Raw genomic sequence first — 15,925 nt, forward strand, 5'->3', positions numbered from 1 at the left:
CCCCGTATCATCCCAGGCCAGGAGCACCTTTCTCTATGCCTCCCACCCATCGAGACCACACCGCTATGAAAACTCGAGGTTAGGGGTTCCGGCGAGGGCGGCGTCGCGGACGGAACGGATCTGGTCGCTCTCGAGGCTGCGGGGCCGGCCCTTGTAGGCGCCGCGCTTCTTCGCGGCGGCGATACCCTCGGCCTGGCGTTGGCGGATGAGTTCGCGCTCGAACTGGGCGAAGGCGCCCATCATGTTGAGCTGGAACGCTGCCATGGGGTCTGTGTGTCCGGGCTCGAAGGTGAGTCGCTCTTTGAGGAACTCGATGCTCGCGCCTTTCCGAGGGTGCTGCTCAGTGTGCACGGCGGGATCGCCGGTGATCTGCTGGACGATGTCGTTGAGGTCGATGACTGATCGGGCGAGCCGGTCCATGGAGGCGACGACGACGTGGTCGCCGCGGCGTACGTGTCGGATGAGCGCCTGAAGCTGCGGACGGTCGGCGGCGCTCTTGCCGGACTGCTTCTCGGTGAAGGTCTGGTCGCACTCCCCCACCGCTTCGAGTTGCCGGGAGAGGTTCTGGTCGGCCGATGACACCCGGAGGTATGCGACGCGCTGCCCCGGGGCCCGTTGTGTGCCACTCATGTCTAAGACCCTAGCTGAGACACGTGCCAGAACGTGGAGGGGGACCTTGTGGAACAGGCATGATGACTTCGCGATCTGTGTCGCGTTTGGGTATACCTGGCGCGACACATCTGTCGCAAAATTGCGCTTTCAGGCCCTATTGGGAACCGTAAATGACCGCGGAGTAACTGTCCTGCTGGGGTGCCCCAGTTTGGTGCGGGCCCACGAGGCGCGGAGGCAGTGGTCGCGCAAGCCAGCAGCGATGGAGAGCCCGTGCCGCCAACAGTCGGTTTGGGGGAGGGACGCGCTTTGCCGAGCTGGGACTCGCAGGCCTCGCGGCGACATGGGGTCCGGCATGAGACTGACGGGCAGGCCGGACACCGAGCGCGCCACCGCGATGGTTCCGACGGCGACGCCGACGATGGACCAAGCTCTCCTGGTCTCACGGGAGTGGGTGCCCGCTACGCCAAGGATCACCGCGAGCGGGACTGGTGCACGGGTAGGTGACACATCATCTGTGGCGCTGAGGAGCGTCGCAGGGAAGGATGTGCATCATGCCTGCTCCCTACCCCCAGGAGTTCCGCGACGACGTCGTGCGCGTCGCGAGGAACCGTGAACCTGGCCAGAAGCTCTCCCAGATCGCGCGGGACTTCGGGATCTCCGAGTCGTGCCTGACGAACTGGATGCGCCAGGCCGACGTCGAGGACGGAAACCGACCCGGCAAGACCCGGGAAGAGTCGACCGAACTGCGCGAGCTTCGTCGCCGGAACCGGCTGCTCGAGCAGGAGAACGAGGTCCTCCGCCGTGCCGCTGCCTACCTCTCCCAGGCGAACCTGCCGGGAAAAGGTACTACCCGCTCGTGAGCGAGCTCGCCGCCGACGGGATCCCCGTCGCGGTGTCCCTGCGGGTCCTGAAGCTCTCTCGCCAGCCCTACTACCGCTGGCGGAAACAACAGGTCACTGCGGCCGAGCTGGTCGAGGCCTACCGGGCCGACGCCCTGTTCGACGCGCACCGCGACGATGACACCTTCGGCTACCGACTGCTGGCCGACGAGGCTGCCGACGCCGGGGAGGTGATGTGTCGGCGGACTGCGTGGCGGATCTGCCGAGACAACCAGTGGTTCTCCGCTTTCGGGAAGAAGCGGGGAAAGAACGGGAAGCGGTCCGGCCCGGCCGTGCATGACGACCTGGTCCAGCGGGACTTCACCGCCGATGACGTCAACGAACTCTGGCTGACCGATATCACCGAGCATCCCACCGACGAGGGAAAGCTCTACCTCTGCGCGATCAAGGACGTGTTCTCGAACCGGATCGTGGGTTACTCCATGGACTCCAGGATGAAGTCCCGACTCGCGGTGAACGCCCTGGACAACGCCGTGATCCGCCGCAGCGACACGGCCGGTTGTATCGTCCATTCGGATCGAGGGTCGCAGTTTCGAGCCAGGAAGTTCGTGCGTGCTCTGCACCGCCATCACCTCATCGGATCAATGGGCCAGGTCGGTGCCGCCGGCGACAACGCCGCGATGGAGTCCTTCTTCGCGCTGCTGCAGAAGAACGTCCTGGACCGCAAGCGGTGGCGCACCCGAGAAGAGCTCCGGATCGCGATAATCACCTGGATCGAACGGACCTACCACCGCCGCCGCCGACAAGATGGCCTGCGCCGGTTGACCCCCATCGAATACGAGACCATCATGAACCCGACCGTCACACTGGCGGCCTAACCCCAGCTGTCACCCAACCGTGCACCAGTCCCAGCAGAGCGCAGATGAGCCCCGGCACGGGCGCTATCGAAACGAGGCCGTCAGGGCGATCGGGTGCCCGGTCCTGACGTGGAGCGCGAGCCGTTCGGCAACGTGCAGCTGTCCCGACAGCGCTAGCGCGAGCCCGATTCCGGCTGTGGTGGTGGACATGATGCCGAAGATGTCGAGGTTTCGGGCATCGAGTCGGGACGCGGGAGGGGTGCTCATCTGTTCACGCTACTGCCCTACGAGACCATGGGTGTGCCGCAAACGGTCAGCTGTGGCGCAACGCGGTGATAGCGCCGTGCGGCCGGTATCCGGGCCCGGTCCTGGAATGCGTTTCCTCCACTTCGAACCCCGCAGTGCGCAGGTGCTGGCTCAGGGCGGCCACTGGCCACGAGTAGGCCGTGACCACGGCGTGCTCGAAGGCCGCAATCTCCGGTCCTTCGAAGAACCCCAGCAGGAGCCTCCCGCCCGGCCTAAGGACCCGCGCGAACTCACTCAATGCCTCAGGGACCCGGCCTGGCGTCAGGTGGATGAGCGAATACCAAGCCAGAACCCCATCCAGCGCTCCCGAAGCCTCCGCAATCGCGTCCAGGCTTCCCACATCGAACTTGAGGTGAGGGAACGTGGCGCGAGCGTGGTCCACGAAACGCGGGGACAGGTCGAGCCCACCAATAGCGAGCCCGCGCTGGTGAAGGTAGCCCGTCCAGTGCCCAGGTCCACACCCCACATCGAGCACCCGCCCGGTGATGAAACCACTCCAATAGTCCACTAGTGCGCGGTCCGAGGGATGCACGGCATCCATAGACCCCAGCAACTCCGCGTACTCGGCAGACCGACGGTCGTAGGCCCTCTGCACGTCATCCATCACCACCTCATCGTAATGAGCGGCTCTCCAACGCCGACGCGGACACTGTGCCGTAAACGGTCGTTAAGGAAGGTCGTCGCCGCTCACGATGGACCGGATGACCGGCAGCGACATGCGGGCCTCCGCGCTCGCCTCGTCCACGATGACCGTGACGTTCACGAGGTCGGCCCCGGTCTGCTCGATCAGCTGGCGAGCGGCGATCGCTTGACTGCCGGTCTCCACCCAGTCGTCAACGAGGGCGACCCGCACGCCCGGCCCTAGGTGGTCCGTCCTGGCCGCGAGCTTCTGGGTCCTTCCGCGGTAGTCCGGGGCACTCTCCGTGGCGACTGCCGGCCCTGGGAACATAGCAGCGCCCTTGCGGATCGGCGAGAATCCGACCCCCAGCGTCAGAGCCACCAGCGGCGCCACCACGAAACCGCGCGCCTCGATCCCGACGATCACGTCGGGCGCATCCGCCGCACAGAGCATCGCGAGCTCCCCAACGATCGTGGCCAACGCGTCCGGGTCACGAAGCATCTCCCAGGTGTCCGCGTCCCCATCGATCCACCGGAAGTGAGAGAGCACGCTGTCAGCGGCGGGAGAGTCGGCAACCATGCATCAACGCTAGCCCCCACCTCGACGATGGGCCACGAAGTTCCTGCGCCACAAACGGTCCGTTCTGGGGTCCGGGGTCGGATTTAGTGCGCCCCGATGGGCCGTTGATAGAGGCTCACCGAGAAGGTGCGGCGACCGTCAGGCGATCCAACAGCGGTGTCCCGCACATAGGTAAACCCGTCGCGCTCATAGAAGCGACGCAACCCCGGGTTGCTCGCAGCGCAGTCCAAGCGGAGCCAGTCCAGCCCCTGCTCGGCAGCGTGCGCCTGTGCCCAGCGAAGGAGCTTCGGGCCAAGCTGAGCCCCTCGATACCGCTGCGCTACTGCGAGCCGGTGCACGTAGAGGGCTCTTGCCGACGAGGGACCCCAGGTGTCCTCATCCGAGCGGGCCACCGCGAGCATCCCGGCTAGACCATCGTCCGCACGGACAACGAACAGATGCCCCCGCCGCACATCCTCTTCGAGGACTCTGTCGGGGATCGGGTCTTGCCACTGATCGATGGACCGCTCCGCCAGCCAGCGGCGAGCTTCGGCTATGAGCTTCTGAGCCTCCGGGACGTCTGTGGTCAGTCCTTGCTCAACGCGCGCTCCGAGGTCCATCAGCTCACGGTAGCGCCCATCAATAGGCGTGCCGTAAACGGTCGTTTATGGCACGGGCCGGGCGGCCCGTATGGGCCCGCTGTCTGTCCGGCCCGCCGTGCATTGGATACCTACACCTTGGACGGCCGCACGGCGCAACCGGCGCGGAGGTCATGGTTTCTGCAGCCGTTCCGTCACATCGCCACGCTGCGGCTCCGGCTTGGGCGAGTATGGGTTCATGATTCGAGCGGTGGTGTTTGATCTGGACGGCGTCGTCCGGCACTTCGATCCCGATCACGTGCGGGCGATCGAGCGTCGCCACGGGATCGCCGAGGAAGCGATCGAGTTCTTCGCGTTCGCTCAGCCCCAGATCGAGGACGTCACCACCGGGCGCATCAGTCGTGCCGCCTGGGTGGAGATGATTGCTCGGCACGTCGGCAGCGCCGCCGCCGCGGCGGAGTGGGGCTCTCAGCCATCGCGAGTGGACCCGAACATCCTGCAGCTCGCGGCGGAGCTCCGCGAAGCCGGCATCGTGACCGCGATCTTGACCAACGGCACCGACACAATCCCTGCGGAAGCCGCCGAGCTCGGCCTGGTCAGACACTTCGACCCGATCTTCAACTCCGCCGCCATCGGCTACGTCAAGCCGGACGAACGCGTCTTCCTTCACGTTCTCGATCACCTCGGGGTCGAGGCTCACGAGGTGTTCTTCACCGACGACTCGGAGCGCAAGCTGCACGGCGCCCGGTCCTGCGGCATGCACGTCCATCACTTCACCGGTATCGGCCCGCTGCGCGCCGCACTCGCCCGACACGAACTCCTTGCACGCTGATCCCGCCCAGCACGGCGATGGTGCATCCGATCCGCCCCTGAGCCCAGCCGGAGGTACTCGCGAATGAGAGACATCAACGCGACAGGCAGACTTGTGTCCGTCGAGCTGCTTCCCCGCGATGGGGAGTCGGATATCGGCGGAGTCCGTCTCGAGACCGTCCTGCGTGCCGGAGTCCTCGGCGATGCTGTCGAGGTGCGGGCCACGGTCGACTCATACTGCGACGACCACTCCAGCAGACTCTGGCTACGCCTCGGAGAAGTCCTCCGCGAGGCTGGGTCTGAGGGACCCCTGGTCCTGTGCCACGTCGCCGGCGTGGTGCACCGGAGCGTGACAGACCAGGATGGGGTCCTGCACCTCGGCATGGTCGGACACAGCATCAGTCCGGACATCACCGTCCTCGGCCGCTTCTTGAATGAGTGAGCGGATGACCCCAGTGCATCAAAGAGGTATACCCCAACGAAGCAACTGCCATGAGCCGAATCATGGCATGCGGTCGACCCTCGACGCACTCGCCCTTACCCGCCGCGGCCGCCGGCCGCCGGCCGCCGGAGCATGATCTGAAACACCGCCGTGGCGCTCGCGATTCTCATCGCGCTGCTTACTCGCGTGCTCTTCGATGTCTGGACCTAGTCGGCCCGGTCCTCGCCGCCGAAGTCGCCGAAGTCGCCGAGGGCAGCGCACCGCTCCCTACAGGGGTGAGGGCCAGCACGAGACGCCCGTGCCGGTGATCTCCGCAGCCCGCCAGGAGGAAAGCTACGCCTTGGCGCGCTGACGTCGGGATCGCCGACCCGTGAGGCGTCGTGCTCCACCTAAGCCACAGTCTGCCCAACGAAGGCAAAGGCGATCCCTACCCCCCGGGGGTATGCACGGCTGTGGAGTCAAGGATCGGCTAAATCCTTCGGTGGACCCTCCCATCGTTGTTCTGTGGGGCTGGTCAGGGCCGTAGGTTGATCTCGCCGCCCACGACATGAGCCGTCGCCTCGTTGCTCGCTCCGCTGTCGCTGTGGCACTGACGAAGTCATCGACTCCCTCCCGTCTCGAGGAGGGGAACTTAAGGAGCAGAACCATGTCCCAGAACAACACCCATCGGGCCGTCGGCCGAGCAGTCACGCCCGTAGGGATCGCTGGTCGGGCTCTGCGGGGCACGGGCGGTGCCGCTGTGCTCGGCACGGTCGTCCTCGGATCCGCGCTGCTCGCGGGCCCCGCACAGGCCGCCCCTGCCGCGTTGCCCGCTGCACCTGCCGTTACTGCACAGGCTGCCGCGCCGGCGACGCCGGCCCCTGCACATGCGACGTCTGCGTTGGGGGCCGAGAAGCTGCGGTGGGGTTCCCAGGGTTCTGCCGTGGAGCAGCTCCAGACGGCACTGAACGAGCACGGTGCCTCACTGTCCGTGGACGGCAAGTTCGGTCGGCTCACCCATGGGGCCGTGAAGGACTTCCAGCGCTCGCACGACCTGAAGATCGACGGGGTCGTGGGCCCGCAGACCCGCGGTGCACTGAACGGCGGGGGCGCTTCGATCTCTACCGGCGGAACGTCTGCTCCGGCTCCGGCGCACTCTGCGACGAATTCTCAGCAGGCGATCGTCGACGCCGCGCGCAGCCAGGTCGGGGTCTCGTACTCGTGGGGGACCTCCAAGCCGGGTGTCAGCTTCGACTGCTCGGGGCTGACCTCGTACGCGTACGCGCAGGCCGGCATCGACCTGCCCCGCACCTCGTCGCAGCAGGTCGCGGCCGGCACCACGATCTCGAAGTCCGAGGCCCAGCCCGGCGACCTCGTGGTGTGGCCCGGCCACCTCGGGATCTACGCGGGCGGCAACACGGTGATCGACGCCGGCAACAGCAAGGGCTCCGTCAGCGAGCGCACCATCTGGGGTTCGCCGACCTTCGTCACCTTCCGCTGACCGCAGGTCGCAACGCCCGCGCAGAGGGAGCCTCGACCAACGGTCGGGGCTCCCTCTACGTGCAGAGGCAGCGGTGTCAGCTGATCGAGGCCAACAGCTCTGCACAGGCCTGCTCGCAGCGTCGGCAGGCGTCGGCGCAGACCTTGCAGTGCTCGTGCATGCCGGCGTGCTTCTCGCACTCCTCGGCGCAGGAGCGGCACGCCGCCTGACATGCCTCGAGCAGTGCACGGTTGAGGGCGACGTTATTGCCCGTCTGACGGGACAGGACCCGGCCGGTCGTCTCGCAGACGTCGGCGCAGTCCTGGTTCAGGCGGATGCACTGGGTCAGCTCCGCCACCATGTCTTCGGCCAGGCAGGCGTCCGCGCAGGCGGTGCAGGTCTGGGCGCACTCGAAGCAGGCCTCGATGCATTCGGCGAGCTTCTGCTGGTCGATGGTGCCGAGGTCCTTCGGGTAGGTCTTGAGCATGGATGCCACGCGATCAGTCATGATTCTGCTCCTTCTCGTTCCGGACGGACCGGCGGATGCCGGCCCGTCCTGACGACGCTAGCCATCGCCCCCCGAAGGACGGAAGCGGATAGACCACTCGTTTGGAGGCAATGCGGAATGACTGGCCAACGTTGTGCTCAAGAAGTCAAGATCTGACCTTGAGGAGACCTTGATCTAGGGGTCATAGGCTGGTGCCAAGTGTCCTCTGACTAGGAGAAATCATGCGTTCTCGTCGCTCTCTCGGCCGTCTCGCGGCCGTCGTCGTCACCGGTGCGATTGTGTTTGCCGGCTGCACCGACAGCGGGTCTGAGGAGGGTCAGACGCCGGGCGAGTCAGAAGCGTCGGAGGCGTCCGATGGAGGCAGCCACGGCGGCATGGAGCACCCGATGGATGGCGGCCCTGCGCCCGAAGGTATGGCGTCTGCGGAGGATCCCGAGTTCCCGGTCGGCACGGAGGTGACGCTCACGGCGGACCACATGGAGGGCATGGAGGGGGCGACGGCGACGATCTCGGGCGCCTTCGACACCACGACCTACTCGGTCAGCTTCACGCCGACCGATGGCGGTGAGCCGGTCACTGACCACAAGTGGGTCGTTCACGAGGAGCTCGAGAACCCGGGCGAGGCACCGCTGGCAGAGGGCACCGAGGTGGTCATCACCGCCGATCACATGACCGGGATGGAGGGTGCTGAGGCCACCATCGACAGTGCCACCGAGGAGACCGTGTACATGGTCGATTACGAAGCCGACGGGATGATGATGACGAACCACAAGTGGGTCGTCGAGAGCGAGATCGAGCCTGCGTGATGACCTCCCCGTCGAGCCCTCGAGGTGCGCTCGCCTCCTCCGGGGGTAGGCCCCGTCGTCGCACCGGCCGGTTGCCGCGCCGATCGCTCGTGCTCGGTGCCGGCCTGTTCCCGCTCGTGGTCGCCGGCTGCGGGGCCGGCGGGGCCGAGCCCGCATCCATCACTGGTGATCAGGAGTTGCTTCAGGAACATGGCTTCGCCGACGCGGACGCGCACGAGATCATCGACCGGCTCGAGGCACTCCCGGTGGCTGAGCGACCGCAGGATCTGATCGCCAGCGTCACCGCGACGTCTCTGCAGCTCCAAGACGATGCAGGGCGCGAGGCCGAGCTGCCCCTTCCCGAGGACCAGTTCTACTTGTCGGTGGCCCCGTTCGTCGAGACCACCCACGAGTGCGCCTTCCACAGCCTGACCACGTGCCGCGGAGAACTGCGCAGCCGCGAGCTCACCGTGAGCGTGGTCGACAGCAGCTCGGGCGAGGTCCTTGAGGAGGGCACTCGCACCACGCATGACAACGGGTTCGTCGGTTTCTGGTTGCCGCGCGGGATCACCGCCGAGCTCACGTGCGCCCTCGAGGACTACACGGGGACCGCGTCCATCTCGACCCAGGCGGAGGATGATCTGACCTGTCTGACCAGTCTCCAGCTGACGTGAGCAGGCGAAGCACCCGGTCCGCCTTCTGGCATTCGGTGGTCGGCCCAACTGGGCGGAGCGTGACACCACGCCTGAGTCGTCGGACCACGCTCCGACTGGGCGGGAGCCTGCTCGTCCTCGCGCCCCTTCTTGCGGCGTGCAGCAGTTCTTCGGACGCCGCGAGCGAGGCGAACGCCGGGTACGTCTCCGGCGATGGTGTCGTCGTCGAGATCCCCCCGGAGGGACGCGCCGATCCTCTGGAGATTCGGGGAACCACCTACGACGGCGACGACTTCGACTCCACGGCGCTGCGCGGTGCACCCTTGCTGATCAACGTCTGGTATGCGTCGTGTCCGCCGTGCCGGGTCGAAGCACCGGCGCTGAAGGCCGTGCACTCCGAGTACAGCGCCCTGGGAGTGGAATTCGTGGGCGTGAACACGCGCGACAAGGCCGGGCCAGCCGCCGCGTTCGAGGAGACCTTCGGCATCACCTACCCCTCGATCCCCGACACCGACGGAGCGGTGATCGCGTCCATGGACGGCAGCGTTTCGCCCAACGCCGTCCCCACGACTTTGATCCTCGATGCTGAAGGACGAGTAGCCGCCCGGATCGCGGGCGCAGCCGATCAGAGCACCCTAGAGAGCCTCTTGGATGCCGTGCTAGCGGAGGCCGCCTGATGGGTGAACTGTTCGCCACCACCGTGCTGAGCGGACCCCTGGCCGCAGCCCTGCTGCTGTCGATGGTGGCCGGTCTGGTCGCGTTCCTCTCGCCGTGCGTGCTTCCGGTGGTCCCCGGCTACCTCGGATACATCACCGGGCTCACCGGAGGAAGCGCCGGGCCGCCCCGCACCGGCGATCCCGGGGAACGGCCATGGCGCCTGGTCACCGGCGCTGTGCTGTTCGTCGCCGGGTTCACTGCGGTATTCCTGGTCATCGGCGGTTTCGTCGGTGCACTCGGGTCATTGGTGATCCAGTACACCAGCGCGATCAATCGGATCTCCGGAGTGCTGGTGATCCTCATGGGCCTGGTGTTCGTGGGAATCTTCCCCCGCCTCTCCGGTGTGAAAAGGATCCGGAAGCGCCCCGATGCCGGACTCGCCGGCGCCCCGCTGCTCGGGATCACGTTCGGCTTCTCCTGGACCCCGTGCATCGGGCCGACGTTCGCCGCAGTCGCCGCACTCAGCCTCGGGGAGGCATCCGCGAGCCGCGGCGCTCTCCTGGCTTTCGGCTATGCGATCGGGCTCGGGATCCCGTTCATCCTCTTCGCCCTCGTGTTCCGGCGCGCCCTAGGAATCTCCAAGATGCTGTCCCGGCATCGCCGCACGCTCCAGATCGTCGGCGGGTCCGTCCTGATCACCATCGGGCTGCTGCTGGTCTCCGGGGTGTGGGAGCAGTGGATGGCGCTCCTGCAGGTCCAGATCGGCACCTTCACCACGATCGTCTAAGGGTGCTGCTCTCGAGGATCAGCGTTCAACGGTCGCTCGAGGAAGCCGGATGGTGAAGACGGCTCCCCGCCCGGGCCCCTCACTGGCGGCAGCCATGGTCCCGCCGTGCGCATCCACGAGTGCGCGACTGATCGTCAAGCCGATTCCCGAGCCGGAGTTCTCACGGGTGCGAGCGCTGTCGGCGCGGAAGAAGCGTTCGAACAGCCGCGCCTGGTCACGCGCGGTGAAACCCTCACCGTCGTCGGACACCGCGATCTCCACCACGTCGCCGGTGGTGAGCGCTGAGAGAGTGACGGCGCCCCCGGGCGAGGTGTGCCGCAGGGCATTGCTCAGGAGGTTTCCGAGTACCTGGGCGAGGCGGTCCGGGTCGGCGTGAATGATCGGGGAGCGGCGCATAACGAAATCTCGTCGCAATGCCACACCCGCTGCCTCGAACCTCTCCTCCCATTCCTGGAGTGTTGAGTCCAGCAGGTCGCGGACCGACGTGGGCCGCAGCTCCACCGGGAGCTGTCCCTCTTCGGCACGGGACACCTCGCTGATGTCGTCGGCCAGCCGGGACAGGCGTATGGTCTGACCGACAAGGATGGGCATGGCCGCCTCCGGCTCGATGACACCATCAGCCATCGCCTCGTGATGTGCCGAGAGAGTAGCAATGGGAGTACGTAGCTCGTGGGCGAGGTCAGAGAGCAGCCGGCGGCGATTCTCTTCGACGGCATCTAGGCGTGCAGCCATGTCGTTGAGCGTGGCGGCCAGAGAGTCCAGCTCGGTTCCCGCACCGAGGGCGGGCACCCGAGTGGAGTAGTGGCCTCGGGAGAGTTCGTCCACGGCCAGGGTGAGGCGGTGGAGTGTCTGCCGGAGTCGTCGCGCCAGTCTCCAGGTGACCAGGCCTGCCGCTAGGAGGGAGACCACCAGTCCGACCCCCAGGGCGAGGGCGAGGGCGTCACGGTAGGCGCGCTCGATATGCAGAATCTCAGCGCTGCCCACCGGAAGAGCAGTCTGGAGCAGGTGATAGTGGAAGACGGCGGGTCCGATCATCACCGTCAGAGCGGTGATGCTGACGGCGCCGGCACACAGCACGATGAGCTGGCCGATCATCAAACGTGAGGCGAGGCTCGTGCCGGGGCGGATCGTTCTGGCCGATGAGCGGGGATCAGTCACGCCCTCACCCCTTCCCCATCCGGTACCCGATACCGCGGACCGTGGTGACATACCGTGCCGAACCCGCTGTCTCGTCCAGTTTTCGTCGCAGGTTGGCAATATGCACATCGACGAGATGGTCATCTCCGATCCAGGCATCACCCCAGACGGCTTCCATCAGCTGGTGGCGGCTGAAGACCTGGCCCGGCCGACGGGCCAGGGTCATAAGCAGTCCCCTTTCGGTGGGGGTCAGCGGGACTGGTTGGCCAGCGAGCCGCACCTCCTGGGCAGCCGTATCGAGCTCAAGCTCTCCGAATGCCCGCACGGTCCCCGAAGGAGCGGTCCCGGGCTCGCCGCGGGGCCGCCGCAGCACGGCCTGGACCCGGGCGACAAGTTCACGCACGCTGAACGGTTTGGTGAGGTAGTCATCCGCACCCACCGACAGGCCCACCAGGCGATCAACCTCCTCTGATCGCGCCGTCGTGATCAGCACGTAGCAGTCGGAGAAGGCGCGGATCCTCCGCATCACCTCCAAGCCATCGAGGCCAGGCAGGCCGAGATCGAGGATGATCACGTCCGGTGACAAGGCGCGGGCTACCTCCACCGCCTCCGGACCGCTTCGAGCGCTCCCCGTGGCGTAGCCGGCCTTCACGAGGTATGCCTGCACGACGTCCGAGAGCGCGACTTCGTCTTCGACAACGAGAACCGTCGCTGCAGCTCGAGCCGATTCACTCCTCATGGGCTCCAGTCTGATCTCCGTTCCTGGGCGCCGTGGAGGTCCTGCTCGAGTCCGACCGGGAGCTGGCCGAGCCCGCGCGGCTCGAAGACTGGGTCGTCGACACCGAGGTCGAGCTCTCGCGGCCGGCCAGGCGCGCCGCGCTCTTGGCAGGGGTCAGATCCAGTCGGCGCAGCATCTGCGCATTCAAGGCCACAACGACAGTGGACAACGACATCAGGATCGCGCCGACCGACATGGGCAGTACGAATCCGATCGGCGCCAGGACACCGGCGGCCAGCGGAACGGCGGCGATGTTGTACCCGGCAGCCCACCACAGGTTCTGCTTCATCTTGCGGTAACTGGCACGGGAGAGCTGGATCACCGAGAGTACCGAGCGGGGATCGTCGGAGGCCAGGATCACGCCGGCGGAGGCGATCGCGACGTCGGTGCCGGCACCGATCGCGATGCCGACGTCGGCCTGCGCGAGGGCGGGGGCATCGTTGACGCCGTCGCCGACCATCGCCACGGCTCGTCCGTCGCGCTGGAGCTCGAGGACCTTCTCGCTCTTGTGCTCCGGGCGCACCTGGGCGAAGACCTGGTCGATACCGAGCTCGCCGGCCACGGCGCGGGCAACGGGCTGGGCATCGCCCGTGATCATGACGACGCGGATTCCCAGCTCATGCAGGGCATCGACGGCCTCGCGAGATTCCTGGCGCACTTCGTCGGCCAGGCCGATCGCTCCCGTGACCTGCCCGTCGAGGAGGACATGGAGGACGATCGCTCCGTCGGCCGACCACGACCCGGTCGCCGGCAGCGGCTGGTGACCGTGCTCGGCCAGCAGGTTGGGTCCGCCGACCTGGACGGTGCGCCCGTCCACGGTCGCGCTGACGCCGACCGCGGTGGTGGACTGGAACTCGGTGGCGCGCGGCACGTCGAGCCGGCGGTCGTCGGCGGCGGCGGCGATCGCCCGGGCGAGGGGGTGCTCGCTGTCGGCTTCGGCCGCGGCGGCCAGCGCGAGCAGCTCGTCCTCGCCCAGGGTGCCGACGGTGGTGACGTGGTTCAGGGCGGGCTCGCCCTTGGTCAGCGTGCCCGTCTTGTCGAACAGGACGGTGTCGATGGTGCGCATCCGCTCCAGGGCGGCACGCTCCTTGACCAGGACGCCCCCCTTCGCGGCCCGCTCGGTCGAGATGGACACCACCAACGGGATCGCCAGACCCAGCGCGTGAGGGCAGGCGATGACCAGAACGGTGATCGCGCGGACCAGTGCACTCTCGGGCACCCCGACGACTGTCCACACGATCGCGGTGACGATCGCCGCGATCAGCGCGTACCAGAACAGCCAGCCGGCGGCTCTGTCCGCGAGCAGCTGGGCCCGGGTCGTGGAGGATTGGGCGTTGGCGACCAGGCGCTGGATGCCCGACAGGGCGGTGTCCTCACCGATCGCGGTGACGCGCACGCGCAGCGCGTTGTCCGTCGCCACCGTGCCGGCGACGACCTGATCACCGATCTCGCGACGAACGGGGCTGGACTCGCCGGTGATCATCGACTCGTCGACATCGGCGCCACCATCGATGACTTCCCCGTCGGCCGGGACCCGGCCACCGGGTCGCACGATCACGACGTCTCCGAGCTGCAGCTCGGCCGGGGAAACCGCGACGATGTCCTCGCCCTCGATCTTCTCGGCCTGGTCGGGCAGGAGCGCGGCCAGGGAATCCAGCGCGGAGGAGGTCTGCGCGAGGGAGCGCATCTCGAGCCAGTGGCCCAGCAGCATGATCACGATCAGGAGGGCGAGCTCCCACCAGAAATCGAGCTCGTGGGAGAGCAGTCCGAGGCTGGCGCCGAGCGAGGAAACGAAGGCGACCGTGATCGCCATCCCGATCAGGAGCATCATCCCGGGCTTGCGATCCCGGATCTCCTCGACCGCGCCCGTCAGGAACGGTCGACCGCCCCACAGGTACATGACCGTGCCCAGGACCGGCGAGACCCACGGCACCCAGGCCGCGTCCGGCAGCGCATAGCCGAGCAGGTCAGCGAACATCCCGTTCAGCAGTACCGTCGGGATAGCAAGGACGAGCATGATCCAGAACAGCCGACGGAACATCCCCACGTGATCACCATGACCCGCATGGCCCCCGTGACCCGACATGTCGTGCCCCGCGTGCGGGTCGTGGTGCTCGTGGCCCGCCATGTCGTGCTCACCGTGCCCGGTCATGTCATGGCCGGTGTGCGTGGCGGTCGGCAGGGCATGCCCCTCGTGCGCCATCTGCTCGGCATCGTAGCCGCCATGACGGTCCCCGCCCGGCGGAGCGTCCGCCGGGCCGTGTGGGCCCGTGCCGCGGTGATGCCCGTGCTGGGCCATGTCGTGCCCGGCGTGGTCGGGTTCGGGGGTAACCGGGTGGTCGTGGCGGTGGTGGTGGGGGGTGCTCATGGTGTCCCTTCCGCAAGGCCCCGGACGGGGCTGGGTATTGCCGGGGTGGGTCAGGCGTCGGCCACGGTGTAGCCGGCCTCCGCGACGGCGGCGCGGACGGCGGCCGGTGCGGCAGCTCCGGCCACGGTCACGGTGGAGATCCCACCGGGCGCCAGGTCGATCCGTACTTCCTCCACGCCCTCGAGAACGGTGATTGCCGTGGTCACGCTGTCGGCGCAATGACCACAGGTCATGCCCCGCACCGGATACGTCGTGGTCTCGGCCGCGGACGTCGCAGTCGCCTCAGCAGCGGCGCGGTCCTCCACCGGGGCGGTGGCGCAGCAGGAACAGCCGGTGGAAGCCATCGGCAGGGGTCGAAGTGTCTCGGGCCTCATGAGGTACTCCTCGCATCAGAGGGTGCAGCAGCGGCGGAAACTGTCGTTGCTCCCCTCAGTTTTATACCCCCCGGGGGTATTTGGCAAGTGATTCACTGCGGGAGCATGGGGTCGACCGGTCGACCGGTCGCTCGGTGCCGGCTGCGCGGCTCTCGTCGGACACGCTCTCGTCCGCGATCGAAGAACGGCCGAGCCTGCCCGTCCTGCTGCTCGCAGTTGCGTGCGGCGCCGCCATTAGCAGGAACCCCCGAAATCACGCCCGCGGCCCGGGCAGCCGCTTTTGAGCTATTAAGGTCCCGGCCCCAACGGGCGCTAGCCGGAAAGACCAGCTATCGGCTAGTGCCGGCCGCGGCGGTCCGGGCTAGCCCGCGGCGCCGCGGACACGCCGCTGCGGCATGCCCGAGCGCGCCGCGGGTCGGGGTCGGCCCATAGGGTGGCGCGCCCGCTGGAGGGGAGGGGGTGAGTCGGGAGATCACGGAGGCGCTGGTGGCGGTGGCGGCACTGGCGACGGCGCTGCTGAACCTCTGCGCAGCCGTACTGCGGCTGCGTGAGGCCGAGCAGACTCGGAGCCGGGAGCAACGGGGTCGCGGCGGACGACACCGACGATGAGATGACGGGAGGGGCGGGAGCAACCCGCCCCCTCCCGTCATTGCGGGACTCTCGAGCTGCACGGAGCGTTCCTACTGAGACCCGGCAGGGTCTCCGCTCGCTGGTGACACCATGGAGCGTGCCCACCAACGCTGAGAACATCCGCGCCCGCGACATCAAGGTGGTCAC

At 67.5% G+C, this 15,925-nt stretch carries 18 protein-coding genes; 8 read left to right on the top strand and 10 right to left on the bottom strand.

All coding sequences use genetic code 11. The features are described from left to right. Positions 1-63: 63 nt before the first annotated feature. Positions 64-630 (bottom strand): recombinase family protein, encoded by a 567-nt coding sequence (locus M3B01_RS12695; RefSeq protein WP_259792561.1) that lies wholly within the window; start codon positions 628-630, stop codon positions 64-66. A gap of 533 nt (positions 631-1,163) precedes the next feature. Between M3B01_RS12695 and M3B01_RS12700 the strand changes: the two genes are divergently transcribed. Further along, a protein-coding gene (locus M3B01_RS12700; RefSeq protein ID WP_259792564.1) for an IS3 family transposase occupies positions 1,164-2,329 on the top strand; the annotation gives its coding sequence in 2 pieces (ribosomal slippage) (positions 1,164-1,448 and positions 1,451-2,329; 1,164 coding nt in all). A 63-nt stretch (positions 2,330-2,392) separates the two neighbouring features. On the opposite strand, the gene M3B01_RS12705 is transcribed toward M3B01_RS12700, so the two are convergent. The 4 genes from M3B01_RS12705 to M3B01_RS12720 form a co-directional block, all read right to left on the bottom strand. Then, positions 2,393-2,575 carry a hypothetical protein gene (locus M3B01_RS12705; protein WP_259792567.1) on the bottom strand — a complete coding sequence of 61 codons (183 nt, stop codon included), beginning with the start codon at positions 2,573-2,575 and terminating at the stop codon, positions 2,393-2,395. A 46-nt stretch (positions 2,576-2,621) separates the two neighbouring features. After that, entirely contained in the window at positions 2,622-3,218 is a 597-nt protein-coding gene (locus M3B01_RS12710; protein ID WP_259792570.1) for a class I SAM-dependent methyltransferase, read from the bottom strand. Positions 3,219-3,281: 63 nt separating this feature from the next. Then, positions 3,282-3,812: a phosphoribosyltransferase family protein gene (locus M3B01_RS12715; RefSeq protein WP_259792573.1), complete on the bottom strand. Its 531-nt coding sequence runs from the start codon at positions 3,810-3,812 to the stop codon at positions 3,282-3,284. A gap of 83 nt (positions 3,813-3,895) precedes the next feature. Beyond that, positions 3,896-4,411, bottom strand: coding sequence for a GNAT family N-acetyltransferase (locus tag M3B01_RS12720; RefSeq protein WP_259792574.1), 516 nt, complete (start codon positions 4,409-4,411; stop codon positions 3,896-3,898). 229 nt (positions 4,412-4,640) lie between these two features. On the opposite strand from M3B01_RS12720, the gene M3B01_RS12725 reads away from it, so the two are divergent. The 3 genes from M3B01_RS12725 to M3B01_RS12735 all read left to right on the top strand — a co-directional run bounded on the left by M3B01_RS12725 (position 4,641) and on the right by M3B01_RS12735 (position 7,122). Then, a complete protein-coding gene (locus M3B01_RS12725; RefSeq protein ID WP_259792575.1) occupies positions 4,641-5,222 on the top strand; it encodes an HAD family hydrolase in 582 nt (193 codons plus the stop codon). 63 nt (positions 5,223-5,285) lie between these two features. Further along, positions 5,286-5,642 (top strand): hypothetical protein, encoded by a 357-nt coding sequence (locus M3B01_RS12730; RefSeq protein WP_259792577.1) that lies wholly within the window; start codon positions 5,286-5,288, stop codon positions 5,640-5,642. A gap of 922 nt (positions 5,643-6,564) precedes the next feature. Continuing rightward, complete coding sequence (locus M3B01_RS12735) at positions 6,565-7,122, top strand: NlpC/P60 family protein (RefSeq protein WP_311203231.1); 558 nt, start codon at positions 6,565-6,567, stop codon at positions 7,120-7,122. Between the two features lie 76 nt (positions 7,123-7,198). On the opposite strand, the gene M3B01_RS12740 is transcribed toward M3B01_RS12735, so the two are convergent. Beyond that, positions 7,199-7,609 carry a four-helix bundle copper-binding protein gene (locus M3B01_RS12740; protein ID WP_259792581.1) on the bottom strand — a complete coding sequence of 137 codons (411 nt, stop codon included), beginning with the start codon at positions 7,607-7,609 and terminating at the stop codon, positions 7,199-7,201. 221 nt (positions 7,610-7,830) lie between these two features. Between M3B01_RS12740 and M3B01_RS12745 the strand changes: the two genes are divergently transcribed. The 4 genes from M3B01_RS12745 (at position 7,831) to M3B01_RS12760 (ending at position 10,491) form a co-directional block, all read left to right on the top strand. Continuing rightward, complete coding sequence (locus tag M3B01_RS12745; protein ID WP_126988720.1) at positions 7,831-8,415, top strand: YdhK family protein; 585 nt, start codon at positions 7,831-7,833, stop codon at positions 8,413-8,415. 176 nt (positions 8,416-8,591) lie between these two features. Then, positions 8,592-9,068 carry a CueP family metal-binding protein gene (locus M3B01_RS12750; protein WP_259792587.1) on the top strand — a complete coding sequence of 159 codons (477 nt, stop codon included), beginning with the start codon at positions 8,592-8,594 and terminating at the stop codon, positions 9,066-9,068. 59 nt (positions 9,069-9,127) lie between these two features. Then, positions 9,128-9,724 (top strand): TlpA disulfide reductase family protein, encoded by a 597-nt coding sequence (locus M3B01_RS12755; protein WP_259792588.1) that lies wholly within the window; start codon positions 9,128-9,130, stop codon positions 9,722-9,724. Further along, positions 9,724-10,491, top strand: coding sequence for a cytochrome c biogenesis CcdA family protein (locus M3B01_RS12760; protein ID WP_259792589.1), 768 nt, complete (start codon positions 9,724-9,726; stop codon positions 10,489-10,491). Before M3B01_RS12755 ends, M3B01_RS12760 begins: the two co-directional genes overlap by 1 nt. Before the next feature lie 18 nt (positions 10,492-10,509). On the opposite strand, the gene M3B01_RS12765 is transcribed toward M3B01_RS12760, so the two are convergent. From M3B01_RS12765 to M3B01_RS12780, 4 genes are all read right to left on the bottom strand, one after another. Next, complete coding sequence (locus tag M3B01_RS12765; protein WP_259792593.1) at positions 10,510-11,586, bottom strand: cell wall metabolism sensor histidine kinase WalK; 1,077 nt, start codon at positions 11,584-11,586, stop codon at positions 10,510-10,512. 67 nt (positions 11,587-11,653) lie between these two features. Further along, positions 11,654-12,367: a response regulator transcription factor gene (locus M3B01_RS12770; protein ID WP_259792590.1), complete on the bottom strand. Its 714-nt coding sequence runs from the start codon at positions 12,365-12,367 to the stop codon at positions 11,654-11,656. Beyond that, a complete protein-coding gene (locus M3B01_RS12775; protein WP_396123371.1) occupies positions 12,357-14,774 on the bottom strand; it encodes a heavy metal translocating P-type ATPase in 2,418 nt (805 codons plus the stop codon). The genes M3B01_RS12770 and M3B01_RS12775 overlap by 11 nt, the downstream gene beginning before the upstream one ends. Positions 14,775-14,824: 50 nt before the next feature. Beyond that, the gene (locus M3B01_RS12780) at positions 14,825-15,118 is read right to left on the bottom strand and encodes a cation transporter (RefSeq protein WP_106507800.1); all 294 of its coding nucleotides are present in this window, start codon (positions 15,116-15,118) and stop codon (positions 14,825-14,827) included. Between the last annotated feature and the right edge of the window lie 807 nt (positions 15,119-15,925).

This window comes from Brachybacterium sp. p3-SID957, from assembly GCF_025144775.1.
In the GTDB taxonomy this organism is placed as follows: domain Bacteria; phylum Actinomycetota; class Actinomycetes; order Actinomycetales; family Dermabacteraceae; genus Brachybacterium; species Brachybacterium epidermidis.